The organism is Sarcina sp. DSM 11001 (assembly GCF_900101015.1).
Taxonomy (GTDB): Bacteria; Bacillota; Clostridia; order Lachnospirales; family Lachnospiraceae; genus CAG-791.
Genome location: NZ_FNFZ01000006.1, coordinates 115,582 through 141,469, shown reverse-complemented (window position 1 = coordinate 141,469; position 25,888 = coordinate 115,582). Strand labels below are relative to the sequence as shown.

Annotated in this window: 21 protein-coding genes and 1 riboswitch; of the genes, 5 read left to right on the top strand and 16 right to left on the bottom strand. The window is 54.1% G+C overall.

Going from position 1 to position 25,888, the window contains the following annotated elements; genetic code table 11:
* Positions 1-188 precede the first annotated feature (188 nt).
* The 14 genes from BLT02_RS04720 to BLT02_RS04655 all read right to left on the bottom strand — a co-directional run bounded on the left by BLT02_RS04720 (position 189) and on the right by BLT02_RS04655 (position 16,848).
* Complete coding sequence (locus tag BLT02_RS04720; protein WP_092992064.1) at positions 189-1,454, bottom strand: hemolysin family protein; 1,266 nt, start codon at positions 1,452-1,454, stop codon at positions 189-191.
* The gene (locus tag BLT02_RS04715) at positions 1,451-2,893 is read right to left on the bottom strand and encodes a hemolysin family protein (RefSeq protein ID WP_092992062.1); all 1,443 of its coding nucleotides are present in this window, start codon (positions 2,891-2,893) and stop codon (positions 1,451-1,453) included. The genes BLT02_RS04720 and BLT02_RS04715 overlap by 4 nt, the downstream gene beginning before the upstream one ends.
* A gap of 180 nt (positions 2,894-3,073) precedes the next feature.
* Positions 3,074-4,819: an adenine deaminase gene (gene ade / locus BLT02_RS04710; protein ID WP_347474896.1), complete on the bottom strand. Its 1,746-nt coding sequence runs from the start codon at positions 4,817-4,819 to the stop codon at positions 3,074-3,076.
* A 445-nt stretch (positions 4,820-5,264) separates the two neighbouring features.
* Positions 5,265-6,152, bottom strand: coding sequence for an FKBP-type peptidyl-prolyl cis-trans isomerase (locus BLT02_RS04705; protein WP_092992060.1), 888 nt, complete (start codon positions 6,150-6,152; stop codon positions 5,265-5,267).
* Between the two features lie 234 nt (positions 6,153-6,386).
* Entirely contained in the window at positions 6,387-6,941 is a 555-nt protein-coding gene (locus BLT02_RS04700) for a zinc ribbon domain-containing protein (RefSeq protein ID WP_347474895.1), read from the bottom strand.
* 202 nt (positions 6,942-7,143) lie between these two features.
* Positions 7,144-8,049 carry an AEC family transporter gene (locus BLT02_RS04695; protein WP_092992058.1) on the bottom strand — a complete coding sequence of 302 codons (906 nt, stop codon included), beginning with the start codon at positions 8,047-8,049 and terminating at the stop codon, positions 7,144-7,146.
* A 201-nt stretch (positions 8,050-8,250) separates the two neighbouring features.
* Complete coding sequence (gene ribE, locus BLT02_RS04690) at positions 8,251-8,718, bottom strand: 6,7-dimethyl-8-ribityllumazine synthase (protein ID WP_092992056.1); 468 nt, start codon at positions 8,716-8,718, stop codon at positions 8,251-8,253.
* Positions 8,719-8,925: 207 nt separating this feature from the next.
* The gene (locus BLT02_RS04685; protein ID WP_092992054.1) at positions 8,926-10,128 is read right to left on the bottom strand and encodes a bifunctional 3,4-dihydroxy-2-butanone-4-phosphate synthase/GTP cyclohydrolase II; all 1,203 of its coding nucleotides are present in this window, start codon (positions 10,126-10,128) and stop codon (positions 8,926-8,928) included.
* A gap of 40 nt (positions 10,129-10,168) precedes the next feature.
* Positions 10,169-10,879 (bottom strand): riboflavin synthase, encoded by a 711-nt coding sequence (gene ribE / locus BLT02_RS04680; protein ID WP_092992052.1) that lies wholly within the window; start codon positions 10,877-10,879, stop codon positions 10,169-10,171.
* A 19-nt stretch (positions 10,880-10,898) separates the two neighbouring features.
* Positions 10,899-12,014 carry a bifunctional diaminohydroxyphosphoribosylaminopyrimidine deaminase/5-amino-6-(5-phosphoribosylamino)uracil reductase RibD gene (gene ribD / locus BLT02_RS04675; protein WP_242869699.1) on the bottom strand — a complete coding sequence of 372 codons (1,116 nt, stop codon included), beginning with the start codon at positions 12,012-12,014 and terminating at the stop codon, positions 10,899-10,901.
* 280 nt (positions 12,015-12,294) lie between these two features.
* A riboswitch (FMN riboswitch) is annotated at positions 12,295-12,409 on the bottom strand.
* A gap of 120 nt (positions 12,410-12,529) precedes the next feature.
* Positions 12,530-13,738, bottom strand: coding sequence for an aspartate aminotransferase family protein (locus BLT02_RS04670; RefSeq protein WP_242869698.1), 1,209 nt, complete (start codon positions 13,736-13,738; stop codon positions 12,530-12,532).
* 64 nt (positions 13,739-13,802) lie between these two features.
* Positions 13,803-14,711, bottom strand: coding sequence for an acetylglutamate kinase (gene argB, locus BLT02_RS04665; protein ID WP_242869697.1), 909 nt, complete (start codon positions 14,709-14,711; stop codon positions 13,803-13,805).
* Between the two features lie 206 nt (positions 14,712-14,917).
* Positions 14,918-16,222, bottom strand: a complete 1,305-nt coding sequence (argJ, locus tag BLT02_RS04660; RefSeq protein ID WP_092992111.1) for a bifunctional glutamate N-acetyltransferase/amino-acid acetyltransferase ArgJ — start codon at positions 16,220-16,222, stop codon at positions 14,918-14,920.
* A gap of 140 nt (positions 16,223-16,362) precedes the next feature.
* The gene (locus tag BLT02_RS04655) at positions 16,363-16,848 is read right to left on the bottom strand and encodes a GNAT family N-acetyltransferase (protein ID WP_092992050.1); all 486 of its coding nucleotides are present in this window, start codon (positions 16,846-16,848) and stop codon (positions 16,363-16,365) included.
* Between the two features lie 521 nt (positions 16,849-17,369).
* On the opposite strand from BLT02_RS04655, the gene BLT02_RS04650 reads away from it, so the two are divergent.
* The gene (locus tag BLT02_RS04650; RefSeq protein WP_092992047.1) at positions 17,370-18,596 is read left to right on the top strand and encodes an argininosuccinate synthase; all 1,227 of its coding nucleotides are present in this window, start codon (positions 17,370-17,372) and stop codon (positions 18,594-18,596) included.
* A gap of 507 nt (positions 18,597-19,103) precedes the next feature.
* Here the strand turns inward: BLT02_RS04650 and BLT02_RS04645 are convergent.
* Complete coding sequence (locus BLT02_RS04645) at positions 19,104-20,861, bottom strand: [FeFe] hydrogenase, group A (RefSeq protein WP_092992045.1); 1,758 nt, start codon at positions 20,859-20,861, stop codon at positions 19,104-19,106.
* A complete protein-coding gene (locus tag BLT02_RS04640) occupies positions 20,855-22,690 on the bottom strand; it encodes an NAD(P)-binding protein (protein WP_092992043.1) in 1,836 nt (611 codons plus the stop codon). Before BLT02_RS04640 ends, BLT02_RS04645 begins: the two co-directional genes overlap by 7 nt.
* Before the next feature lie 566 nt (positions 22,691-23,256).
* Between BLT02_RS04640 and BLT02_RS04635 the strand changes: the two genes are divergently transcribed.
* The 4 genes from BLT02_RS04635 (at position 23,257) to BLT02_RS04620 (ending at position 25,884) form a co-directional block, all read left to right on the top strand.
* Entirely contained in the window at positions 23,257-23,550 is a 294-nt protein-coding gene (locus BLT02_RS04635; RefSeq protein WP_092992041.1) for a DUF1294 domain-containing protein, read from the top strand.
* A 100-nt stretch (positions 23,551-23,650) separates the two neighbouring features.
* Positions 23,651-24,157 carry a DUF5721 family protein gene (locus BLT02_RS04630; RefSeq protein ID WP_092992039.1) on the top strand — a complete coding sequence of 169 codons (507 nt, stop codon included), beginning with the start codon at positions 23,651-23,653 and terminating at the stop codon, positions 24,155-24,157.
* A 179-nt stretch (positions 24,158-24,336) separates the two neighbouring features.
* The gene (gene pyrB, locus BLT02_RS04625) at positions 24,337-25,284 is read left to right on the top strand and encodes an aspartate carbamoyltransferase (RefSeq protein WP_092992037.1); all 948 of its coding nucleotides are present in this window, start codon (positions 24,337-24,339) and stop codon (positions 25,282-25,284) included.
* Positions 25,285-25,443: 159 nt separating this feature from the next.
* A complete protein-coding gene (locus BLT02_RS04620; protein ID WP_092992035.1) occupies positions 25,444-25,884 on the top strand; it encodes an aspartate carbamoyltransferase regulatory subunit in 441 nt (146 codons plus the stop codon).
* The last annotated feature ends 4 nt before the right edge of the window (positions 25,885-25,888 follow it).

Below are 25,888 nucleotides of genomic sequence, written 5' to 3'. Positions count from 1 at the left end.
TACAATTAAGGTGACTCTGATCACCGACAACGCAGCAGGCCTCTGCTACATGATGGCGCTGATGGAACTCTCCGGCGGTTTTTCCTTTTTGCGCGTGTGTCCCATGTCTGAAGACACGGGTATTTCCCGATGAAGAAACAAAAAAACAGGCTGGCAGACAGCCTGTTCTTTTATTTATGATCGGTCCTCTAGTCCTTTTCTTCCTCGGAATGATGCCTGACCAGCACCCTGCGGACACGGCGCTCGGTGACAGCCAGGATCCGGACCTCGAGATTCTCATAGGTAAAGATACTGTTGACGGCGGGGAAGCCGTTATTGATCTCTATGCACCATCCTCCCACTGTCTCCGAGTCAAAGTCAAATTCACTCTCCTGCATGTTCATAAGCTCCAGGAATTCGTAGATCGGGGTATCCCCGTCGAGTTCGTAGAGGCCCTCGCCCTTTTCCACAATATCGCGCTCTATAGTGTCTGTCTCGTCCCAGATATCGCCGACGAGCTCCTCGAGGACATCCTCCATGGAGACGACGCCGAGGGTGCCGCCGTATTCATCCGTGACGACAGCGAGATGCTGCTGGGCATTCCGCAGCGATGAAAGGACTGCGGGGAGCTTCATGGTCTTGTAGACATAGCAGGTGGGAAGCAGGAGCTTGCGGATCTCCACCTTGTCCCTGTCGATCATAGCCTTTAGAAAGCGGTTCAGGGACAGGATGCCGATCACGTGGTCGACGCTGCCCTCAAAGACCGGGATCCGGGAAAAGGGCGATTTGTCGATCGTGTGCAGGATCTCTTCCCAGGGGTCATCGATATCGATGCCGATGATATCCACGCGGGCTGTCATGACCTCAGAAGCGGAGATATCCGCGAAATCGATCGCGGCGCTGACCAGCTCGGAGGCGTCCTCATCCAGGACATCCTCATTTTCCGCGATATCGATCATGGTATGCAGCTCCTGGAGGGCAACTTCACTGTCCTCCTCCACCACATCGGGCAGAAGGCGGGTGATCAGGCTGACCAGGCCGACAACGACAAAGGTGACCGGTTTTAAGACGATCATAAGGAAGCGGACGGGACGGGCAAAGCGCAGGGCATACCGCGTCGCGTTCTTTTTAGCGGTGATCTTGGGGATCGTCTCGCCGAAAATGACGACAACGACCGTGAGGATCAGAGTCGAAAGCCAGGCGTACCGGTCGCTGAGAACGGCCATGACCGCCAGAGAGCCCAGAGAGGACGCGGCGATATTGACCAGATTATTCCCCACCAGGATCGCGGAGAGCGCATCGTCAAATTTCTCGTGGATACGCACTGCGATAGAGGCTTTTTTATCCCCCTTATCCCGCTGGTGCTCCAGCCGGAGCCTGCTGCAGGAGGAATAGGACATCTCGGAAGCAGAGAAAAAAGCCGAGAGAAGGACACATACAATGATTCCGGCGATATAAAGATACAGCTCCGTCATCTGCCGTCACCCCCTTCCGTCGTCCGGCCGGCACGGGGAACACTGGGCCGCATATAATGTTTTCCGGGAGCCTGATGCACCGCATAGGGAATCCTGCCGGCGCTGCCGCCGTTTCCGGAATCGGGACCGTTTTCACTCTTCTGCGCCAGGGCATCCGCGGCGTCCGCTTCGAGCTCGGTCTCCGTCAGGCGTCTCACCTTCAGACGCATGATCCTGTTGTGGCGCATGACAAGGACGGAGATCTTCATGCCCAGATACCGGAAGCTGTCCCCCGCGACGGGAATGTGGGGAAAGACCTCATAGGCAAGCTCATTCATGAGCTTGCGGCCGATCTCCTCTTCCTCCTCCTCGCTGTAATCCAGCCCCAGCTCGTCCAGGACATCCAGCACATGCTCCTCGGGGTTGACACTATAGGAGCCGTCCGTCATAGGCACGACGTTGCGCACCGCGCGGTCGTCCTCATCCCAGATCTCTCCCACCAGCTCCTCCAGGATGTCCTCATCCGTGACGATGCCCAGTGTCCCTCCGTAATTGTCCGTCACGACGGCGAGGTTGATCTTTTTTCTGGACATGACACCCAGCAGGTCATCGATCTTTGTCGACTGGTGTACAAAAAAAGGCTCATAGAGGAGGGGGCGGATATCGAGGGCCTCCCCCTGCCGGATATAATTGCGGATATAGCGCCGGATATGGAGGATCCCGATGATGTTGTCGATGGTTCCCTCATAAACAGGCAGCCGGCTGTGGTTCTGTTCCTTGATAAAAGAGAGGATCTCTTCCTGAGACATATCGATATCGATGGCCGCCACATCCAGACGGCTGGTCAGGATGCTCTCGACCGTCACATCGCCGAACTGCAGGGCGGAGGAGATCAGGTCCCCCTGGGCCTCATCGATCTTACCCTCCTCTTCCATGTCTTCGATGATATCGTAGATATCATTCTCTGTGACAGACACCGCATTGTCTCCCTTCGTCATCCGGGCCGCCGCATTTCCGATCCAGGTCAGAAAAGCCGCTGCCGGATACAGGAGCGTCATGAGGAAGCACAGCAGCCCTGACGTTGCCAGGCTGAACTTAAGGCTGTATTTCCGGGCAACACTTTTAGGCAGCATTTCTCCGAAGAAAAACACTACCAGTGTCGTTATCAATGTGGAAACAGAAACTGCAGAGATACCCCACCGTTTGGACACATAGACGGTCACGATGGAGGCCGTGGCAAGATGCACGATATTCGTACAGATCAGAAGTGTCGTAATCGCTTTATTGAAATGTTCTGTCACATAAAGCGCGCGCTTTGCCCTGGCGTCCCCCTTCTCCGCCTCTGTCCTGAGACGTATGCGGGAAACACTGGCAAAGGCGGTCTCCGCGACAGCAAAAACCATGGCGGCAACCAACAGCAATAACACGATCAGCCAGGTCGTTTGACTGCCATCGTCCATAAGACTCGATCACTCTCCTCTCCATTACAGCAAAAAATGACGTTTTCCGTCCACTTTTTTCCATGCTGACAATCTAAAAAAGTTTAGCATAAAGCATACAGGAAATCAATTCATAATCAGGGCGCCAAAAGCTGCCGGTCGACAGCCGGTTAATAGCTGGCTAAGGCCGGTCAGGGGTGTTCAAAACGCTTCGGGAGAAACAAAGTTAAACTGGCTCACGTCAAAAAGGCCTCTGGTTGAGATCTTGAGCTCCGGTATAACGATCAGGCTCATAAAACAGAGCGTCATGACCGGCTCTGTCTCTCTGCTGACGCCCAGCCGCTCATAGGCAGTGTCATGGAGATGCTTCAGGCGCTGAGAGACCTCCTCGCCCGTCAGATCACTCATCAGGCCGGCGATAGGAAGGGGAAGGGAAGCGATCACCTGGCCGTTTTCGACAAGGACGAAACCGCCCTCCTGGTCGATCAGGGCCTGGATCGCGGCATACATCTCTTCGTTGCTCACCCCGACACAAATGATATTGTGGGAATCATGGGCGACAGAAAGTGCGATGGCGCCCTTCTGGATGCCATAGTTCTTGAGGAATCCCAGTCCGATCTTTCCTGTGCTGTGATGCCGCTCCAGAACAGCGATCTTGGCGACCGGCTCATAAGGATCAAAGATAAAATCACCCTCTTCATCTCTTTTGACTGTAATGACTTCCGATCTGGTCATGATCCCGTCTTTGATGATTCCTATCGCGCGGACGCGGTCGCTCAGAAGATGCATTTTGAGGTTGTCAATAGTAAAAGGTTTTACGTTCATGGAGCCGCGCACAGAAGAGATCGGTGTCTTTTCGACAGGAGGAAGATATCTGCCGTCCTCAGCGACCTTTTTGCCCTTGATAAATACCATCCGGGCTCTGAATTCCTGCAGGTTATTGAAAAGGACAATATCGGCGCGCTTACCCGGCGCCAGCGCTCCCCGGTTGTCAAGCCTGTAGCATTCCGCAACGTTCAGCGATCCCATGCAGACAGACATGACCGGATCAATACCGGCCGCAGTCAGCATTCTCAGATGATTGTCGATGTGCCCCTGTTCGAGGATCGTCCTCGGCTGGCGGTCATCGGAGCAGAGCAGGCATCTCCGGTAATTATACGGCGTGATCGCCGGGATCAGGTTTTTCAGGTCATGACAGGCTGAACCGTCGCGCAGCTGCACGTACATGCCCCGCTCCAGACGGTCATTCATCTCTTTTACTGTCGTGCATTCATGGTCGGTTTTTATCCCTGCTGCCGCGTATGCATTCAGTTCCGCCCCTCTGACAAAAGGAGCATGACCGTCTATGATCTTGCTCATATTTTGTGCGAGCAGGATCTTGTTGAGGGCCTCTTCGTCCTTGTTGATAATGCCCGGATAGTTCATGAATTCACCGAGTCCCGGAACACGATAGTCCGCCATGGGCCACTGCAGATCGAATGCGTCAACGACAGCGCCCGAATCCTCAAGCCGGGTCGCCGGCACACAGCTTGGAAGCATATAATGGATCGAGAGCGTTGTCTGTTTAGCGGCACGGACCATGTAGTTAAAACCCTCCAGCCCGTACACGTTGACGATCTCGTGAGGATCCGCGATCACAGTAGTAGTCCCCCTCGGCACGACCATCCTCGCGAACTCCTCCGGAGAAGTGTAGGAAGACTCTATATGTATGTGGGCATCTATGAGCCCCGGAGCCGCGTACGCCCCTTCCGCGTCGATCATCTCCTCTCCCTGGTAATCGTCTCCAAAGCCCACGATGAGCCCGTCCTTTACTGCGATGGAATCCTTCCGTATGGTCCCGGTATACACATCGACTATATTGCAATTAAAGATGACCAGATCCGCGGAGATCCGGTGCATTGCCGAGTCGATCAGATGACTGAGAGTCTGCTTATTCATATATTCCATCTGAGAGCTCCTTTCAGAGTTTTCTGTATTTTTTAGTTTTTTTCTACAATACCAATCATAGTCTGAAAAAACAACAGTCAATGCAAAAAGTGTGTACGGGGACTCTCCGGCAAGGGAACTCTCCAGCAAGGGAACTCTCCAACAATGGGACAGACAGAAAGAGGCATGACCGGGGGACCGCTGTCTGCCCCCCGTCATGCCTCTGATAATTATTCTTCTGATGAATATTCTCTGCGAATATTCTCTCTGCAACTATTCTCTGCAAACACTCTTTGCGAATATCCTCTGCAAGTATTCTCTGCAAACACTCTTTGCGAATATCCTCTGCAAATATTCTCTGCAAACACTCTTTGCGAATATCCTCTGCAAATACTCTCTGCAAAAAACCAAGAGTGCTCTGTCAACAAGTCTTATGGCTGTATACCGTTCCTCTTCGCGGAACTTCTCACTGCACTTCCAGGAGTTCGATGTGGAAATTGAGTTCTTTTCCCGCCATCTCATGATTTGAATCCAGAGTGATGGTCTCCTCCTCTTTTGCCGTGACTGTCACGGGGAAGGGCTGGCCGTTCCAGGCTCTGAGGAAGACCCGGTCGCCTACATTGAGCTGTTCGGATCCGGGGAGCTGTTCGATCTCGATCGTGATGATCCTGTCGGGATCGGGCATTCCATAGGCTTCCTCCGGCATGAGATGGATATCGACAGCCTGGCCTGTCTCCATATCCACGACTGCCTTGTCGAAGCCGCTGATCATCATGCCTGCGCCGCAGATAAATTCCAGAGGTTCGCCGCGGTCATAGGAGGAATCGAACTGGGTCCCGTCGTTAAATGTTCCCCTGTAATGGACTCTGACGGTCCTGCCGGCATTTTTCCCTTCAAGGATGATCACGGGAGCTCCTGAACCGCCGCAGCCGCCGCAGCTTCCACAGCCGTCTTCAGCGCAGCCGTCCTCATCGCATCCTTCTTCCCCGTCATGATGGCCGCAGCTGTGGCCTTCTTCATGATGGTGATGGTCGCAGTTTGCGCCGGAAGAAACGAGCTCGCCGCGCAGATAGGCTTCCACTGCCTCGTCCGCATTTCCCTCTGCTCCTGCAACGACAGTGATCCCGGCATCTGCCAGAGCATTCATGGCTCCTCCTCCGAGGCCGCCGCAGATCAGGACATCGATCGTATTGTCCGCGAGAAGTCCCGCCAGCGCGCCGTGACCGACTCCGCCGGAACCGATCACTTTCGAAGAAAGGACCTTTCCGTCTTCGACGTCATAGACCTTGAAGCTCTCTGTTCTGCCGAAATGCTGGAAAATATTGCCGTTTTCATAGGTTGCCGCTATTCTCATTCCTGTGCCTCCATGATGATACTGTCACGGGCTTTTCTTCCTGCCCGCGGCTGTTTCTCTGATGTTTCTTTAGATTTTTTAGAAATTGATGTTTCTATGCTAATTGATGTTTCAATAAATGATGTTTTTAAAATTGATGTTTTTTAAAATTGATGTTTCTATATTGATGTTTCTATATTGGTGAACCTCATGACTGAAGTCAGAAAATACACGGGGATTTTTCATAATACAGGACTACGACAGTGGTTTACCGCACTTGGGACAGAAGTCAAAATCCTCCTCAGTCTGATATCCGCAGGCTGAGCAGCGTTTTACCATGCGGGCAGGTCCTCCCCCGCTATGGGCGATCTGAAGATCAGCAGGTCCGATCTGCACATTTTCACCCCGGGCGATCCTGGCGCCGATCTCCGGATTCAGGGAATACACCGTCCCGCAGCAGGACATCTGTACATAGTACTTCTTTCCCCACTTGAAACAGGGGATCAGAAACAGGAGCAGCTGGGTAAAGGTCATAAAGACACGATAGTGTCCATATCTGCCGCACTGGCTGCAGATCACCAGCTGGTCATGGGAAAGATCCTTTCTCCCCTGTGAGATACCGATCATCAAAAACATGGAATCCGTATCCTTTCCCGGCGCAGAATTTCCCGCCGTATTCTTTCCTGTATTATGGTTTTTATGATCCGGGTCAAAGCTGCAGTCCGGGGCCTTGGTCTGAAGTCCTGGCTCAAAGTCCCGGGCTGAATTCCCGAACCGAATTCCCGGGCCGAACCGCAGTCCTATTATCATACCCACTCCCGTCCTGAAGGTCAACATGAAAAAGGAGATGTCAGGACAGTCAGGATCGTCCATATGAACGCGTCCTTATGAAAGCGTCCTTATGAAACGCCCTCACAAAAGGCCATCATAAAAGTCCACAGGAAGCATCCATACGAGACCAATCATATGAAAGCGTCCATTATAAATCCATTATAAAAAAGACGGCGATGTGTCATACCAGAATGATGCTCCAGATCAGAATCGCGGGGATCGACAGCAGCGTTGAAAAAACGACCATCTTTGTCGCGAACTGCGGATCCACGTCATATTTGGCGGCCAGCATGCTCGTCGTTGAGCCGGCGGGCATGGCCGTCAGCAGGATGCTGACGCCCTTTACGGTAGGATCCACCGGCAGAAAATGCAGGACCAGCATCACCAGGGCAGGAATGATGATCAGCCTGTGCAGGGTATAGATCCCGACGACGGGATCCCACAGAGTACGCGGATCGATCTCCGCCAGGATCATACCGATCACCATCATGGACATGGCCAGATTGCAGCGCCCGATGGTTTGCACCGGGGTGAGAATGACCGCCGGGACCTGCGCGCCGGTCAGCATCAGGAGCATTCCGATCACACAGGCGATGATACAGGGATGGGTCGCTACCTTTTTTACAGTAGCCCTGATGTCCGTCTCTTTTGTGAAAATAGCGATCCCCTCCGACCACATCATGGTGCGCACCGGGATCAGAAAAACGCTGGCCAGCATCAGACCTCCGGCGCCGAAGATCCCTTCTGCCACTGGGCTCCCCAGGAAACCGGCATTGGAGCAGATGATACCGTAGCGCAGGCATTTTTTCCTGTCTTCTCCCTCCCGGGCAAAAAGTACCTTCCCGTAGATGACCGCGATGATCTGGATCACCAGGGAGATCAGGAGGATCTGCAGCGCCGCTGCCATGGCATCCCCGGGAAGCTCCGAAAGGAAGCTCGTGATAATGTTACAGGGAAGGATCAGATAGATCACGAGATCCGTGATATTTTTCTGTCCCTCCCTGCTGATGATTTTCTTTTTTTTGAAAAAAAAGCCCAGCGCCATCAGAATAAAGATGGTCGCCTGCAGCACCAGCATTCTCGACATGTACTACCTCTTGTTCTGTCTGATCGTCATTGATCATATACACCTAAACCAGTCATGCCGCTCCTGCGAGCGGCATGACTGTCAGTTTCCGGTTCAATGTTAAATTATAGGTATGCTGAAAAAGATGTCAACAGAATAAGGTATATAAGGTATTCCCTATCCTGTCATCTGTCCGGCTGTTCCACTATCCTGCTGTCCTCTTTATTGTTCCATTGTCTTGATCAGGTTGATCATCTCAATGGCTCCGAGCGCGCAGTCATAGCCCTTGTTGCCTGCCTTCGTTCCGGCGCGCTCGATCGCCTGCTCGATATTCTCGGTCGTGACAATGCCGAACATGACCGGGATTCCTGTCTGGAGAGAGACAGAGGCGATTCCCTTTGACACTTCATTGCAGACATAATCATAGTGGCTGGTCGATCCGCGGATGACAGCGCCGAGGCAGATCACAGCATCGTACTTTCCGCTGCCGGCCATTTTGGAGGCGATGAGCGGGATCTCAAAGGCGCCGGGGACCCAGGCGACATCGACATTATCTTCGGAAACATCATGCCTGAGGAGTCCGTCCATGGCTCCGCCAAGAAGCTTCGAAGTAATGAACTCGTTGAAACGGGAAACGACGATACCGATCCGGATCCCTTTTGCTATCATTTTGCCTTCCAGTGTCCTCATAGTGTTCTCCTCTCTTCATCAGATACTTTTCAACAGTGCTTTTTATCGATTTTTCTTCTTCTGTTCCTTTTTCATCGATGCTCTTTCCGCCGATATTTTATTCTTCATCGCGTAATACCCGTGTACTCAGACGCGGGATGCACGCGCAAAAAGGGAAATCCGCATCCGGCACGCAAGTCTCGCAAACGAGTCTTGAACATCCATGCTTTACTCGTATTTGATCATATGGCCCATGCGTTTCTGTTTTGTCTTGAGATAAAATCTATCAAAGGGGGTCGCCTCCATCTGGATTGGGACTCGCTCCGCGATCTCAAGGCCGAATTCTTTGAGCTGGTAGACCTTGTCAGGGTTATTGGTGAGCAGACGCATGGTCTTCACGCCAAGTTCGCGCAGGATCTGAGCCCCGATAAAGTATTCACGTTCGTCCCCGGCAAAACCGAGCGCCAGATTGGCGTCAAGGGTGTCCATGCCCTGTTCCTGCAGTTCATAGGCGCGCAGTTTGTTGATCAGGCCGATCCCGCGGCCCTCCTGACGCATATAGAGGAGGATGCCCCGGCCTTCTTTTTCAATCTGCATCATGGCGGAGGCAAGCTGCTGTCCGCAGTCGCAGCGCAGGGAGCCGAAGGTATCGCCAGTCAGGCACTCGGAGTGGACACGGCAGAGAATATCGCGGCCGTCCCCGATCTCTCCCTTGACCAGGGCGATGTGGTGTTCGCCATTCAGGCGGTTGACAAATCCGTAAGCCCTGAAATCCCCGTATTTGGTAGGAAGATGGACCTCTGCCATCCTGTCGACCAGCTTATCGTGGCATTTCCGGTAGTTCTGCAGATCCTTGATGGTGATAAAAGTGATGCCCCACTTGTCAGCGAGCTGTTTGAGCTCGGTGGTGCGCATCATCGTGCCGTCCTCCCGCATGATCTCACAGCAGAGGCCGCACTCCTTCAGACCTGCCAGCCTGCACAGGTCCACAGTGGCTTCTGTATGGCCGTCCCGCTCCAGGACACCGTTCTTTTTGGCGAGCAGAGGGAACATATGCCCGGGCCTGCGGAAGTCCTCGGGCTTTGCGTCATCCTGGACACAGGCCAGCGCGGTCATGGACCTCTCCTTGGCGGAGATCCCTGTCGTCGTGGACACATGGTCGATGGAGACCGTAAAGGCCGTCTCATGGTTGTCCGTGTTGGTCCGGACCATCTGAGGGATCTGCAGGCGGCGCACAAATGCTTCCGACATGGGCATACAGATCAGCCCCTTGCCATGAGTCGCCATAAAGTTAATGTTTTTTGTAGTGGCAAATTCCGCGGCGCAGATAAAATCCCCTTCGTTCTCACGGTCCGGATCATCTGTGACAAGTATGATCTTTCCATCGCGCAGATCCTGCAGCGCTTCCTCTACTGTATTGAACTGACACATTCTCTTTACACCTCCATGTCCAAATACTTTAGTGTATCTTTCAGAAGCCGTGCATCCTCAGAAACTCTTCTGTAAGGCCGCTTCCTCCTTTTTTCTCTTCATGATGCAGCTGCGAACCGGTTCCGCTTCCGGCGGCCGGAATACCGGCACTGTCCGCAGGCGGTCCCCCATAAAGGAGCTTCTCCACATATTTGCCGATGATGTCCGTCTCCAGGTTGACTGTATCTCCTTTTTTCCGGAACTGGAGGACGGTCTCACGGACTGTGTGCGGGATCGCGGAAATGGAAAAAGTGGTCCGGGTCACATCCGCGACCGTCAGGCTGATCCCGTCGATCGTGATCGATCCTTTTTCCACGATGTAGCGCAGCACCTTCGGATCTGTGCGGAAAGTGTACCAGATCGCGTTGTCGTCCCTGCGGATCTCAGCGACGATCCCGACTCCGTCCACGTGGCCGGATACGATGTGGCCGCCGAACCGGCCGTCCGCAGCCATGGCGCGTTCCAGATTGACGCGGCTGCCCGGGCCCAGTCCGGAGAGGGATGTCCTGCGCAGTGTCTCATGCATGACATCCGCAGTAAAGGCTCCGCCTCCCAGGCTTGTGACCGTCAGACAGATGCCGTTGACTGCGATGCTGTCTCCGATATGGGCATCCTCCAGGACCTTGTGGGCCCCGATCGTGAGCACTGCGGAAGCCCGGCCTCTCTGGATCTGCCGGATGGTTCCCATCTCCTCTACGATTCCAGTAAACATATCTGAAGCCTTCTCTTTCTTATAATTTTCCTTCGATCAGGTAATCCTCTCCCAGCTTCGTGACAGAGGTATCTTTGAGGGAAAAAGCCAGCTGGGGAGTGGTGACGCCGTCTCCCTCGACAGGAGTCTTGGCGCTGTAGCCGCCAAAGATTTTCGGCGCAGTATAGGCCATGACCTTGTTGACGATTCCGCTGTTCAGGGCGGACCAGTTCAGGGTCCCCCCTCCCTCCAGGAGGATACTGTCGATGCCTTCCGCCCCGAGTTTTCTCATCAGCTCCCGCAGGTCTACGGACCTGCCGTTTTTGCCGACACGGATCATCCGGCAGCCGTATTCCTGATAACGCATGACCCTCTCTGTATCATCGCAGCAGGTCGCGAACACCGTCGGGATCTCCCGCGCCGTCTGTACCACACGGGCATCCAGGGGCGTGCGCAGGTGAGTATCGCAGATGATCCGGAGGGGATTTTTTGTATCGGGAAGCCGGCAGTTGAGCATGGGGTCGTCAGCGACCACAGTCCCCACGCCGACCATGATGGCGCTCAGCTCGTGCCGCAGCCGGTGCACATGCTCCCTGGCCGCCTCTCCGGTGACCCATCGCGCATTTCCTGTATAGGCGGCGATCTTGCCGTCCAGTGTCATGGCGTATTTCATCACTACGTAAGGGGTCTTCGTCCTGATATAGTGAAAAAAGATATCGTTGATCCGGTCGCACTCTTCCTTCAGGACACCCTCCGTGACCTCCACGCCGTTTTCCCTGAGGATGCGGATTCCTTTACCGCAGACCAGAGGGTTGGGATCTCCGCTCCCAACCACGACACGCCGGATCCCGGCCTCCAGGATCGCTTCCGTGCAGGGGGGCTGGCGCCCATGGTGACAGCACGGCTCCAGGGTGACATAAATCGTCGCGCCCTGGGGTGATTCCAGGCAGTTTTTCAGGGCATTGCGCTCCGCGTGAAGCTCCCCGTACCGCTCATGATATCCCTGACCGATCACCTTTCCGTCGTCCCGTACGATGACAGCGCCCACCATCGGATTGGGGGCCACCCAGCCTTTTCCTTTTACGGCAAGCTCCAGAGCCATCCGCATATACTCTTCATCTGCTTTTCTCTGCTCCGGAGTCATCCATTTTTCCATTTCCAGTGTTCCTCCCGTTCCCGTCTCATCTATAATCATGGCATCTTCGGTTCCATAAAAACTGCCCGCACCGGAGAAAGTCTCAGGGCAGGCATGCTCATGGTATTGTCCCTCTGTCTGCACTCAAAAAAGAAAAACCCCGGAACAGATCATTCTGTTCCAGGGCAGTTTTTCAAGTGCATTTGAGACAATACACATCACAGATCTGAAAGAAAAATACGCAACACGCGAAGATACCAGCCACCGCGGCCGGGTACCGGAATGATCAATGTTTTTCTTTCGGAACCTTCTTCCATCCAGACTATACTGTCGGCTTCGGAGTTTCACCGAATCATGCCTCGCGGCTCGTGGGCTGTACCACCGGTAGGGACTTTCACCCTGCCCTGAAGATTCTGTATTTCATTACGGACTCCAATATACTTTATTACTGTAATACTGTCAAGTCCAAAAACCGCATGCCGCAGGCAGCCCGAACTCACAGGCTGCCGAGAACACTGGAAACAGATCAGGGCAGATCAGGAATTGCGGGCGATCGCGCCGCGCAGGATCTCTGCCATCTCGTCGATATGCTGTTTTTCCGTGATCAGCGCAGGTACAAATCGGATGATCTCAGCGCCCGCATTGATGAGGATCAGGCCCTTGTCCATGGCATCGGCGATGATGGGACCCACAGGGCGGTCAAAAACCAGTCCCTGCATGAATCCGGTACCGCGCCGTTCTTTGATGCAGGGAAACTCGGCCGCAAGTCCGTCCAGGGTGCTGGTCAGATAAGGCGCAGTTTCGCGCACATGGTTCACAAGGTCCAGAGCCTCATACTGGTCGAGAACGGCGTTGACAGCGGCGCAGGCAAGAGGATTGCCTCCGTAGGTCGTACCGTGGTCGCCGGCCACAAGAGAGCTCTGTCCGACCTCCTCAGTGAGCAGGAAAGCGCCGACGGGAACTCCGCAGCCCAGTGCCTTGGCGCAGGTCATGATATCCGGGCGGACGCCGAAGCGGTGCCAGGCAAACATGGAACCCGTGCGCCCCATGCCGCACTGGATCTCGTCAAAGATCAGGAGGATTCCCTTTTCATCACAGAGCGCCCTCAGGCCTTTCAGAAACTCCTCAGAAGCAGGCAGAAGGCCGCCCTCGCCCTGAACGGGCTCGACGATGACTGCGCAGGTCTCCTCTGTGATCAGAACCTTCACGCTTTCAAGATCGTTCAGACGGGCGAACTGCACATCGCAGGGCATCTGGCCGAAGGGTTCACGGTAGTGGGAATTGCCGGTGACAGAAAGCGCGCCGTAGGTCCTGCCGTGGAAGGAATTTTCCATGGCGATCACCTGGTGGCCCCTGTGCCCGTCCTTTAAAAAGGCGTGCTTCATGGCCGCTTTCAGGGCGCCCTCCACTGCCTCCGCGCCGCTGTTGGTAAAAAAGATCCGGTCCATGCCGGAGGCCTTTTTCATCCTTGCGGCCGCGCGGATCGCGGGTTCATTGTAAAAATAGTTGGAGGTATGCAGGATCTTGTCGATCTGGGCCTTGAGGGCATCGTTGTAGGCCTTATTGCCGTAGCCAAGGGCAAAAACAGCGATCCCGGCCATGAAATCCAGATACTTTTTGCCGTTGATATCATACAAATACATTCCTTCGCCCCTGTCCAGGACGATCTGATACCGGTTATAGGTGTGCAGCAGGTCTTTTTCCGCCTGCTCGATCATCAGCTGCATCTTGTTGTTCTGTTCCATTGTTTTTCTTTCCTCTTTTTTGGAATCAATCTTTTTGGGGAATTTATCTTCTTTCCTGGATTCCTCAGTAGCCGCGGTCCGCCATATAATCGCCCTTGTAGAATACAGTGCCTACGCCGTTATCGGTAAAGATCTCAAGCAGGATGCAGTGGGGAATGCGGCCGTCCAGGATATGGACACGGTGCACTCCTCCGCGGACTGCATCAGTACAGTTGGCAAGCTTGGGAAGCATGCCGCCTCCGACTATGCCGTCCTGGATCAGCTTGTCAGCCTGGTCGATATTGATGCGGCTGATCAGGGAATTCGGATCGTCAAGGCTCCTCAGGACGCCTGTGATGTCGGTGAGATAGACAAGCTTGTCGGCGCAGACCGCACGGGCGATCGCGCTTGCCGCTTCGTCGGCGTTGATGTTATAGGTGTTGAAATCATCGTCCATTCCCAGGGGCGCGACGATGGGCAGATAATCATTTTCCAGCATGTCAAACAGGATCTTGGGGTCAACGTCAGTGACTTCTCCCACAAAACCGATATCCTGTCCATCCGCGTATTTTTTCTGGACATGAAGGAGATTTCCGTCCTTGCCGCTGATCCCGATGGCCCGGATCCCCAGTTCTTCCACCATGGAGACGAGCTTTTTGGACACACTGCCCAGAACCATCTCCGCGATCTCACAGGTCTCGGCGTCCGTGACGCGCAGTCCTTTGACGAATTTTGCCTCCTTGCCGCTCTTCTCCACCCACTTGCTGATGGCTTTTCCGCCGCCGTGAACAATGATGGGCTTAAAGCCTACGAGCTTGAGCAGGGTGACGTCCTGAATGACACTCCTCTGCAGCTCTTCATCGCTCATTGCGCTCCCGCCGTACTTGACGACAATGATCTTGCGGTTGAATTTCTGAATATAAGGCAGCGCCTCGATCAGCACCTGGGCCTTTTCCTGCGCCTCCATCTGTTCCCTGTTTAAATAAGGTTCCATAAACTGTTGTTCCTTTCTGGCTGCGGCCCCGGAGAGCCGCCGTATTTATCTTCCCCGGCTCCGGAGAGCCGGCATATTTATCGTCCGCAGCCCCGGAGAGCTTCGGTACTTATCTTCCCCGGCTCCGGAGATCCGTAAATACATATCTGTTCAATCTGTTCACAGGTCAGCAAAGCTGCCATAAAATGATAAAATGCCCTGAAAGATCAGCTGCGGTAATCCGCGTTGATCTTTACATAGTCATAGGTCAGGTCACATCCCCAGGCAGTGGCGGAGGCGTTCCCCATGTGGAACTGCGCCAGGATCGTGACTTTTTCTTTTTTCAGAAGCTGAGTGGCTTCCTCCTCGCTGTAGGCAGCTGCCGCTCCGTCTGTGAAGATCAGCATCTTTCGGGGACTGCCCCCCTCTTCTGCTTCTCCTGAACCGGCAGCAGCTGCTTTTGCAGAGTCTTTTTCACCTGCAGATGCCGCGGTCTCATCCACGAAATACAGCTGCAGGTCATTGGGGTCAAACTCCACGCCAGCGTAGCCCAGCGCGCAGAGGATCCTGCCCCAGTTGGCATCACTGCCATATACCGCCGCCTTGGTCAGGCTGGAAGTGATGACGGATTTGGCCAGTGTGCGGGCATTTTCGAGAGTATCCGCGCCCTGTACCGTGCACTCGATCAGCTTGGTCGCTCCCTCGCCGTCGCCGGCCATCTGCATGGCGAGATCTCTGCAGACCAGATGCAGCGCCTCAAAGAGCGCCTCATAGGCTTCTCCCTCTGCCGAAGTGATCCTGGTGTTTCCCGCCTCGCCGTTTGCAAGGACGAGCAGGGTATCGTTGGTGGATGTATCACCGTCAACGGAAATCATGTTAAAGGTCTCGTCCACGATGGCGCTGACCGCCTGCTGGAGGACAGAAGCCTCCACGGCTGCGTCCGTTGTCACATAGCCCAGCATGGTGCACATATCGGGATGGATCATACCGGAACCCTTGGCCATGCCGCCGACCGTCACCTTCTTCCCGTCGATCTCGAAGGAGCAGGCGCACTCCTTTTTATGTGTATCCGTTGTCATGATGGCCTTTGCGGCATCCGTTCCGTGGTCCAGGTCTTCTCCGAGGCCTCCCGCCAGGGCCTCAACACCTGCGCAGATCCGGTCAATAGGAAGCTGGAAACCAATGACTCCAGTGGAACCCACGAGGACAGAGTCCGCGGGGATCCCCAGGGCGGCTCCCGCCGCCTCCGCAGTCTTCAGACAGTAGTCGAGCCCTGTCTGGCCGGTGCAGGCATTGGCGATCCCGGAGTTTACGACCACGGCGTGCACCGGTTTCCCGCTCCGCACAAGGTCGCGGTCCCAGATCACCGGCGCCGCCTTGACGACATTCCTTGTAAAGGTTCCCGCTGCCGCGCAGGGAGAGGCGCTGTAGATCATCGCCATATCTGTCCTGCCCTGATACTTGATCTGCGCAGCTGCCGATGCAGCCGAAAAGCCCTTTGCGGCTGTCACGCCGCCTGAAATTTTTTCCATCATAACACCTTCTTTATTTGTTATTTCCAAGTGCGATAGTGAAACACTCTTTTACTATATTGGATGCTGTCCATAATATTCAACAGTAGTATCTGATCTCACCGAAATGATCGATTATTCTCTGACGATCAGCAGGCTGTCTACTCCTCCTGATATTCCACAAACCGTGTGATATTTTCCTCATTCAGGACAAACTGATAATAGTTCAGGTCCGTGCGTACGGTCCAGCCGATCTGTTTCCAGAAGGCATTGCCCACGTCATTTTTGGTAAAGGCGATCAGGGTCACCCGGTTGATCCTCTCCCTTCGGAGAGCATTCATGCAATACCCGACCATCTGGCGGCCAATGCCTCTGCGGCGGAATTTTTTTGCCACACAGACATGGTAAAGGCATCCCTGCCGTCCATCACTCCCGCAGAGGATCGCGCCCACGACCTTTTCCCCGCATACAGCAACGACACTGGTCGTCGGATTTCTCTTTAAAAAACGGGCCACTTCTTCTTTTGTATCGTCTATGCTCCGGATTCCGAATCCATGGATCGTCATCCACAGGTGGCGCACCTGTTCGTAATCTTCGATGAGCATGGCCCGGATCCGGATCTGTAAAGGTAAGTTCTTATTTGCCATTGTCTCTTTTTAATTCTTTTCTATCATTCCAATATTTTTCCCACATTGCATTCTTACCATTATAAACTATTCTTTTTTACATGCAACAGGAAATGTCATTTGGCGGAAACGCTGAAAAACCCGGACATACCCGGATTGAAGAGCCGGATTGAACATCCGTTTTATTCAGCCATGACATCAACGCTTTCAATAACATACACCTATTATTCATGTAAGTCCAGTATTTTTGCATAAATTTTTAGAAATATGCATAAAATATGCAATATTCATAAAAATATTCACAATTTAGGGCTTGCAATCAACATACGAAAGTTGTATAGTTGTATTCGTTCAGCGGATATCCCTTTTACAAAATCCGCACAGATCAGATGAGGATCATCGCGTCAAACATCGCGGTCTGAATAAAAAGGACTGAAAAACAAGAAATCTAACAGGATTAAACTTTAACAGGATTAATCAAAGAACAGAAATGAAACAGAGAACAGAAATGTTCAAAGAAAGTAATCAGGAGGTCATTTATCATGGGCACAGCAAACGAAAAAGTCATCTTGGCATACAGCGGCGGTCTGGACACTACGGCGATCATTCCCTGGCTGAAGGAAAACTACGGTTTTGACGTCGTCTGCGTCTGTATCGACTGCGGACAGGAGGAGGAGCTGGATCATCTCGAGGAACGCGCAAAATACTGCGGCGCCGAGAAGCTCTACATTCTGGATGTATGTGATGAGTTTGCCGATGAGTATATTGTCCCCTGCGTACAGGCTCATGCCGTCTATGAAAACAAGTATCTGCTGGGTACTTCCATGGCACGTCCTCTGATCGCCAAGAAGCTTGTCGAGATCGCCCGCAAGGAAGGCGCGACCACGATCTGCCACGGCGCGACCGGCAAGGGCAATGACCAGATCCGTTTCGAGATGGGCATCAAGGCTCTGGCTCCCGACCTCAATATCATCGCTGCCTGGAGAAGCCCCAAGTGGACCATGGACTCCCGTGAATCCGAGATCGCGTACTGCAAGGCGCACGGCATCGAGCTTCCCTTCTCCGCCGACAGCAGCTACAGCCGTGACCGGAACCTCTGGCACATCAGCCACGAAGGCCTCGAGCTCGAGGATCCCGCAAACGCTCCCAACTATGACCATCTCCTGGTCCTGAGCCAGACTCCCATGAAGGCTCCCGATGAGATCACTTACATCACCCTGACCTTTGAGGCCGGCGTACCGAAGACTCTCAACGGCGAGGCTATGAAGGTCTCCGATATCATCCGCAAGCTCAACAAGCTGGGCGGCGAGAACGGCATCGGCATCGTCGATATCGTGGAAAACCGTGTCGTCGGCATGAAGTCCCGCGGCATCTATGAGACTCCCGGCGGGACCATCCTCATGGAGGCCCACCAGCAGCTCGAGGAGCTCATCCTCGACCGCGACACCTACGCCATGAAGGACGATATCGGCCACAAATTCGCTTCCCTCGTCTACGAAGGCAAGTGGTTCACCCCTCTTCGCGAGGCGGAGCAGGCCTTCATCGAGTCCACCCAGAAATACGTCACCGGTGAAGTAAAGATGGGTCTCTACAAGGGCAACATCATCAAGGCCGGCACGACTTCCCCTTACTCCCTCTACAGCGAGAGCCTCGCCTCCTTCACCACCGGCGACCTCTACGACCATCACGATGCCGAGGGCTTCATCACCCTCTTCGGTCTCTCCACCAAGGTTCGCGCCATGAAGATGCAGGAAATGGGGATACTGTAAGCCCTGGATCTGAAGCTGCCAGAGCCTGTATCCGGACATACCTGGACCTGTATTCGGATATTCCCGCGCCTGCCATGATCCACGGTTTTTTAGGCAAAACAACGGATGCCAATGAATCCTTTGAGCGGCTCCTCGCAGGGGAGAGCATCGAATGCCTGATAAACGAAAACCTGCCGTACCACCGCATCTATGAAAACGGCGACAACCTCTGGTCTGCCCTGTTGGAGACCGGGTATCTGACAAAAACAAAACGTCTTAAAAACATTCTCTTAATTAAAAAGCAGGCGCATTTTGCGCCTGCTTTTTTATGTGACTCAGATTGGCTCAGGTTCCTGACGCTGCAGTTTCAGCCGGAACTTCCAGTGTGCCGTCAGTCGCCGATGGGTTCACATCGACTCCCTGACAGCGCCGGTGCGGCGATGTTTCCGCTTCGCCATCACCTGCAGCCGCGAATGGCATCATCAGGATGCAGGCATCACAGGCCTGTGGCTCTTTATCGAGGAATCTTCACTCCTCTCCCGGCATCTTCCAGCCGTGGTGGTCGGTGTGGAGCAGGTGCTCGGACAGGTCGGAGAGGGGCTCGCCCAGGAAGTCTTCGTAGACCGCCTTGATGGAGGGGTTCTCGTGGCTGAAGCGAAGCTCCATGCCGGCGTCCTGGCGATAAAGGACTTTGGCGCGGTCCGCCGCCATCTCGATGCCGTCGTGGATAGGCTGTCCGCCGCCGCCGACGCAGCCTCCGGGGCAGGCCATAACTTCTACGAAGTCGTAGGAGACGCGGCCCTTTTTCAGCTCGTTGAGGAGCTTTCTGGCATTGCCCAGACCGTTGACGACCGCGACCTTGAGCGGTGTGCCCGCCAGGTCGAAAACCTGCTCCTTCCAGCCGTCCATGCCGCGGACGTCACTGAAGGTATCGGGAGCGGGATTCTCGCCGGTGACAAAGTTGTAGGCGCTTCTGAGAGCGGCCTCCATGACGCCTCCAGTCGCGCCGAAAATGTTGCCCGCGCCGGAACCGACGCCGAGAGGCATATCCGGCTCGGACTCCGGGAACTCCGCGGGATTGAGGTTCTCCAGGCGGATCAGGCGGACAAGCTCTCGGTTCGTGATGGAGACATCCACTTCCGGTGAACCCTGGTCATCGACCATGGTCGGGTAGGCGCACTCCGCCTTCTTGGCCAGGCAGGGCATGACAGAAATGACGAAGATCTTGGAGGGATCCACGTTCAGGAGCTTAGCGTAGTAGCTCTTGGAGATGGCGCCGAACATCTGCTGCGGCGACTTGGAGGTCGAGAGCTGGTCCACGAACTCGGGATAGTTCGCCTTGCAGAACCGCACCCAGCCGGGGCAGCAGGAGGTGAACATAGGGAATTTCTCTTCCGCTCCGGTGTCCTTTGTCTCTGCCGCTTTTTTGACCTTCTCGAGGAACTCGCTGGCCTCCTCCATGATGGTCAGGTCTGCGGAGAAGTTGGTGTCAAAGACATAATCGAAGCCGATGTTCTTGAGGAGCGAGACCAGGCGGCGGTAGGTCGCGAACTCCGGTTTGAGGCCGAAGCCCTCACCCCAGGCAGTGCGGATCGAAGGTGCCACCTGGATGACCGTGATGATGTCCGGATCCTCGAGTGCGAGGAGCACCCGGTCGAGATCATCGCGCTCACGGAGCGCGCCGACAGGACAGTGGGTGATACATTGGCCGCAGAGCACACACTTGGAGTCCTCCAGACGGTAGACACCGCCCACATCGACCGTAGTCCTGGAACCGGTGTTCAAAACATCCCAGATGCCTGTGGTCTGCACATTGTCGCAGATCTGGATGCAGCGCATGCACTTGATGCACTTGTCATACTCGCGGATCAGGGGGAAGTGATAGTCCGTCCTGGAGATCCTGGGCAGGTCCTTTTCGAAGGGGATCCAGTGGATGTTCAGGTCATTGGCGACCTTCTGCAGGGTGCAGTTCCAGTTGCGGGAACATACGGCACAGTTGGTATTGTGCTGGGAGAGGATCAGCTCGACATTGATCTTTCTGGCCTCTCTCGCTTTCTTTGAGTTGGTGTGGATGACCATTCCGTCGGCTACCGGATTGTTGCAGGCTGTGAAGAGGCGCTCATAGCCCTCCACCTCCACGACGCAGATCCGGCAGGCACCGATCTCATTGAGGTCCTTCAGATAACAGAGAGTAGGGATCCGGACACCGGCTTTCTCCGCGGCCTCCAGGATGGTCGTCTTCTCCGGCACTTTGACGGCTCTGCCGTTGATGATCACATTTACCATTGAACTTCCCTCCCTCCTTTAAAGACACCGTAGCCGAAATGGTCGCAGCGCAGGCACCGGCTGGATTCCTGCCAGGCTTCTTCGTGGGTCATGCCGGTCTCCATCAGCTCGAAATCGTGTTTGCGGATCTGTGCGGGTCTCTCACGCAGGTTGACACGCCCGCAGGGCTTGTGGTCGTCGAAACGGACCTGAGGAAGATCGATGTTGGCCTTGATCACATGGTTAAAGCCCAGGTATTCATCGATATTAGCGGCCGCCACCTTGCCCGCCGCGATCGCGCGGATGACGGTAGCGGGTCCGGTCACACAGTCGCCGCCTGCAAAGACACCCTCTATGTTCTTGAAATCACTGGTGTCGCGGGCGTCGATGCGTCCTCTCTTGAGGGGGATGCCGTAGTCGCCGAACTTCCGGGAATCGATACCCTGACCGACCGCGACCAGGAGCACGTCGCACCCGATCCGGACATCCTCCAGCTCTCTGGACTCAACGATGGTGGGTCTGCCGTCGACCATGGGGCCGGAGATCTGGTGGCGCACCCAGATGGCTGTGATCTTTCCTTCTCTGTTCTTTTCAATGCGGAGGGGAGCCAGGAGCTCGGAGATCTCGCAGCCGTCCTCGATGGCGCCGTGGATTTCCTCGGGCAGGGCGGTCATATCCGCGATCCTTCTTCTGTAGAGTACCCGGACGGTCTTGGCGCCGCAGCGGATGGCAGTCCTGGCGACGTCCATGGCAACATTACCGCCGCCGACGACCGCGACGTCCTGTCCAGTGAAATCCGGATAGGAGTCATCGCCGATGCCCCTCAGGATATCGACTGCGGAGATGATTCCTTCCGCGTCGTCTCCCTCGATGTTCATTTTGCTTCCTGTATGCGCGCCGATGGCAACGTAGACGGCATCATTCTGGTCCCGGATATCTTTCCAGGAAATGTCCCTGCCGACGCTGACATTGCAGATCGTCTTGAAGCCGACCTTTTTCATGTTGTCGATCTCCCGGTTGAGGGCTGTCCGGGGCAGGCGGTAGTTGGGGATGCCGTAGCGGAGCATACCGCCCAGCTGTTTGCGCTGCTCATAGACGGTCACTTCGTGACCCATGATCGACAGGTAAAAGGCTGCGGAAAGTCCGGAGGGACCACCGCCGATGACAGCGACTTTTTTGCCTGTCGAAGGCGAGATCTCCGGTACCGGGAGTTCACCCGAATGGTCGCAGGCGTAGCGCTTGAGGCCGCGGATGTTGACCGCGTCGTCCACCAGAGTCCTGCGGCAGCGTACCTCGCAGGGGTGCTCGCAGATCAGGCCGCAGACCGACGGGAAGGGATTGTCCTTGCGGATCAGCTGCACCGCGTCGGTGTAGCGCTCCTCGTGGATCAGGGCGATGTAGCCGGGGATGTCCACATGCGCGGGACATTGTGCCACACAGGGCACGGGCTGGTTGTGTTTGCCCTTGCATCTGCCGTGTTCGATGTGCTCGATATAATCCTCGCGGAATCCGCGAACCCCCTTCAGGATCATCCTGGCGGCTTCCGAACCGATCGCGCAGTCCGCAGTGAAATAGATACTCTGTGCCGTGCGCTCGATGATGTCCAGAAGCTCCGGTCTCGCAGGTCCGTCCAGGACCTCGGCAAGCATTTTTTCAAGCTGTCCAAGTCCGACGCGGCAGGGAACGCACTTTCCGCAGGACTGCGCGTAGCAGGTCTTGAGGAAAGAAGCTGCAAGGTCCACCGGACAGAGTCCCGGCTGGCTGGCCTGTACACGCCGCTCCAGGTCCTTATAAAGCTCCTCTACCGTCTTGTCGGCGGTATTTTGTGTGTCAATACTCAGTCTGCTCATAAGCATACTTCTCCTGTAATGGCCTTTTGGCGGGTTTCTTCTGTCTTTACTTGCCTAAAGACAGATTGGAATAAATTATTCACTGAAAGAGTTTACACTTTTTTTCTGATCTGGAACAGACGGTAATTGATGATTTTCATACGATTTTTAAACGATTCCTGTACAGATTTTCAATAAACGGAAAAAATATATCAATACTCAGGGAAAATGCTCCCGGCTCCCCCGTTTATCCGCCGCAGATGCTGACGAAGATATTGACACATTTATTGACAAATTGTTACAGTACAGACTCCCTCGAAACTCGAGGTGTTTTTCGCGGCTTTTTCGCGAAAAACCCGAGTTTTACGGCGAAAATCCCATCGCGAAGCGATTTGGAATGGGATTTTCGCAAGCTACAGTACACGCCCTCGATAGGGCGTGTACTGTAGCGACAAATTTATTGTCAGTTTTTCGAAAAATGTTTCTCTTGCGTCTGCACTCATCAGCTATTAAAATAGGAAAAAGCCGGCTTCAGGAAGCCGGCCGCGTTATGAATAACGCACTGACAGCTGATATGGAGGATCTGAATGCTTGCAAGAATCATTCTTATTTTATATTTAATTTTCATCAACTTTATGGGGATCGCGACGATGGCTTCCGACAAGATCCGGGCCATGGAGCGCCGCTTCCGCATTCCGGAGGCTGTACTTTTCACTGTCGCCATCATCGGAGGCAGTATCGGTTCTATCGTGGGTATGTTTCTCTTCCACCACAAGATCCGCATGGCAAAATTCCGCTTCGGGCTCCCGTTGATCCTGGTGCTGCAGATCGGCTTCATTGTACTACTGCGCTCAGTCATGGTTTCTATCGTTTTTTTATAAGGCGTACCTGTTAAAAGAAGTACCTGTCAGAAAGAAGTACCTTTCATACCCCCGTAAACTGCGAAATCATAGATGAAAAATAAAAACGAGAGGCAGGGACATGATCTCACTCAGAATCAGCAGCCTCGGCAGTTTTATGTCCGGGCTGTTCTCACGCAATACATTCGACTCGTTTCTCCTCGCGGAAGGAACTCTGCAGACGGCGGTCACCTGGACGGTGGACGGAAAGGTGCAGAAGGACTTTTTTGAGAAGGAGATCCGGGATGACCCTGCCTTGCTTCCCTACGACCACGTCGCATGGAGCGAGATCCGTCCCTCCCTGCGCGAGCTGATCCGCGGAAAAAGGCCGCCTGTCTTTTTCCGCTTTGTCCTCCTGCTCAAGCCGGAATACACAAAAGCCATGCTCGAGAAGGAAGGGGACAGGGAGCTTCTGGACTGTGTCGGCTCCTTTGTCCTGACGGTCAGCTACAGGGATTCCGAGGTTTCTATTCTCACAGGAATTTCCATGAAAAGCTTTACGCTGAATAAAAATGCTGATATATTGTGGGACAAGACCGTCCGGAAATTCCTGCAGGCAAAGGAAATCGCCTTTGAACCAATGGCCTGACCGATACAATGGTCTGACCAGGAAAATGGCCTGACCAATAGTTCGGGACTGCCGCAGGATGACGGACCAGGCTGCGGGTTTTTACCCGCTGTCTCAAGGGAACTGTAAACACGCTCTTTTTTACCATGTACCAGTTTTCCATGTTTTTTAAAAATCATGATGATTGGAAAGGATCGACTATGCGCCACATTCTGTCACCAACTGACTTTTCCACTGCAGAACTGGACCGGCTTTTTGACCTCGCGGCCGACATTGAGGCGAACCGACCCAAGTACGCGAACGCCTGCCGGGGCAAAAAGCTCGCAACACTCTTCTACGAGCCTTCCACCCGCACGCGGCTTTCCACTGAGACCGCCATGCTGAATCTGGGCGGTTCCACGATGGGCTTCTCCGATGCCAACAGTTCCTCTGTCTCCAAGGGAGAGAGCGTTGCGGACACTATCCGCACCATCTCCTGCTTCGCGGATATCGCCGCCATCCGCCATCCCAAGGAAGGCGCCGCCATGGTAGCCAAACAGTTCTCACGGATCCCGATCATCAACTGCGGGGACGGCGGCCACCAGCATCCCACCCAGACCCTGACGGACATGCTCACCATCCGTTCCCTCACGGGAAGGCTCAACAACATGACGATCGGCCTCTGCGGCGACCTGAAATTCGGCCGCACTGTCCACTCGCTGATCTTCGCCATGTCCCGTTACCAGGATATCCGCTTTATCTTTATCTCCCCGGACGAACTGCGTGTACCCGATTATGTCACCGATATGCTCGATGAAAAGGGGATCCAGTACGAGGAATTCATCAAGCTGGACGATGTCATCGGCCGTCTCGATATCCTGTACATGACCCGCGTGCAGAGAGAGCGCTTTTTTAACGAAGAAGACTATGTCCGCCTGAAAGATTTTTACATTCTGACCCCCAGGATCATGCGCAAGGCAAAGAACGACATGTTCGTCCTGCATCCCCTCCCCCGCGTCAACGAGATCTCTGTCAAAGTAGACGATGATCCCCGGGCCGCTTATTTCCGCCAGGTCCAGTACGGAGTTTATGTCCGCATGGCCCTCATCCTCACCCTTCTCGGGATCCATGTCAATGAGGACGGCACGACGACCTGCGACAATGATTAAGCCCGCAAAGATTGAAGCTCCGCAATTGCAATATGTTCTAAACTGCTTCATTGCAATGAGCAGCTGTACGATGCATTGTTATAACCTGCTTTGTTATGAATAAATCTCGGAATAAATCTACGATACTGCGGCAAGTCCTAATCACAGGAGGTCTATGATATGCTGAATGTAGGAAAAATTGAAAACGGCATCGTGCTTGACCACATCCATGCCGGGAGAGGCATGTCCATTTACCATCACATGGAACTGAGCAAAATGGAATGCCCTGTTGCGATCATCAAAAACGCCCGCAGCAATGCCATGGGAAAAAAAGACATTGTCAAGATCGAAACCGATGCAGACAGTATTAATCTCGATGTCATTGCCTTCATTGATCCTGACATCACCGTCAATATCATTAAAGACGGCGAACTGATCGAAAAAAAGCGTGTCCCTCTCCCCAAAGAGATCAAAAATGTCATCAAATGCAACAATCCCCGCTGCATTACGACGATCGAACAGGGGATCCAGCACATGTTCTACCTGGCCGATTCCCGGCGCAAGATCTATCGCTGTGAATACTGCGATGAAAAATACACCGAGCAGGAAAGTGACTGGTGATCAG

Coding starts and splice junctions, on each gene's coding strand:
- BLT02_RS04720 (WP_092992064.1), bottom strand. CDS start 1,454: ATGACGGAGCTGTATCTTTATATCGCCGGAATCATTGTATGTGTCCTT.
- BLT02_RS04715 (WP_092992062.1), bottom strand. CDS start 2,893: ATGGACGATGGCAGTCAAACGACCTGGCTGATCGTGTTATTGCTGTTG.
- ade (WP_347474896.1), bottom strand. CDS start 4,819: ATGGAATATATGAATAAGCAGACTCTCAGTCATCTGATCGACTCGGCA.
- BLT02_RS04705 (WP_092992060.1), bottom strand. CDS start 6,152: ATGAGAATAGCGGCAACCTATGAAAACGGCAATATTTTCCAGCATTTC.
- BLT02_RS04700 (WP_347474895.1), bottom strand. CDS start 6,941: ATGATAATAGGACTGCGGTTCGGCCCGGGAATTCGGTTCGGGAATTCA.
- BLT02_RS04695 (WP_092992058.1), bottom strand. CDS start 8,049: ATGTCGAGAATGCTGGTGCTGCAGGCGACCATCTTTATTCTGATGGCG.
- ribE (WP_092992056.1), bottom strand. CDS start 8,718: ATGAGGACACTGGAAGGCAAAATGATAGCAAAAGGGATCCGGATCGGT.
- BLT02_RS04685 (WP_092992054.1), bottom strand. CDS start 10,128: ATGTGTCAGTTCAATACAGTAGAGGAAGCGCTGCAGGATCTGCGCGAT.
- ribE (WP_092992052.1), bottom strand. CDS start 10,879: ATGTTTACTGGAATCGTAGAGGAGATGGGAACCATCCGGCAGATCCAG.
- ribD (WP_242869699.1), bottom strand. CDS start 12,014: ATGGAAAAATGGATGACTCCGGAGCAGAGAAAAGCAGATGAAGAGTAT.
- BLT02_RS04670 (WP_242869698.1), bottom strand. CDS start 13,738: ATGGAACAGAACAACAAGATGCAGCTGATGATCGAGCAGGCGGAAAAA.
- argB (WP_242869697.1), bottom strand. CDS start 14,711: ATGGAACCTTATTTAAACAGGGAACAGATGGAGGCGCAGGAAAAGGCC.
- argJ (WP_092992111.1), bottom strand. CDS start 16,222: ATGGAAAAAATTTCAGGCGGCGTGACAGCCGCAAAGGGCTTTTCGGCT.
- BLT02_RS04655 (WP_092992050.1), bottom strand. CDS start 16,848: ATGGCAAATAAGAACTTACCTTTACAGATCCGGATCCGGGCCATGCTC.
- BLT02_RS04650 (WP_092992047.1), top strand. CDS start 17,370: ATGGGCACAGCAAACGAAAAAGTCATCTTGGCATACAGCGGCGGTCTG.
- BLT02_RS04645 (WP_092992045.1), bottom strand. CDS start 20,861: ATGGTAAATGTGATCATCAACGGCAGAGCCGTCAAAGTGCCGGAGAAG.
- BLT02_RS04640 (WP_092992043.1), bottom strand. CDS start 22,690: ATGAGCAGACTGAGTATTGACACACAAAATACCGCCGACAAGACGGTA.
- BLT02_RS04635 (WP_092992041.1), top strand. CDS start 23,257: ATGCTTGCAAGAATCATTCTTATTTTATATTTAATTTTCATCAACTTT.
- BLT02_RS04630 (WP_092992039.1), top strand. CDS start 23,651: ATGATCTCACTCAGAATCAGCAGCCTCGGCAGTTTTATGTCCGGGCTG.
- pyrB (WP_092992037.1), top strand. CDS start 24,337: ATGCGCCACATTCTGTCACCAACTGACTTTTCCACTGCAGAACTGGAC.
- BLT02_RS04620 (WP_092992035.1), top strand. CDS start 25,444: ATGCTGAATGTAGGAAAAATTGAAAACGGCATCGTGCTTGACCACATC.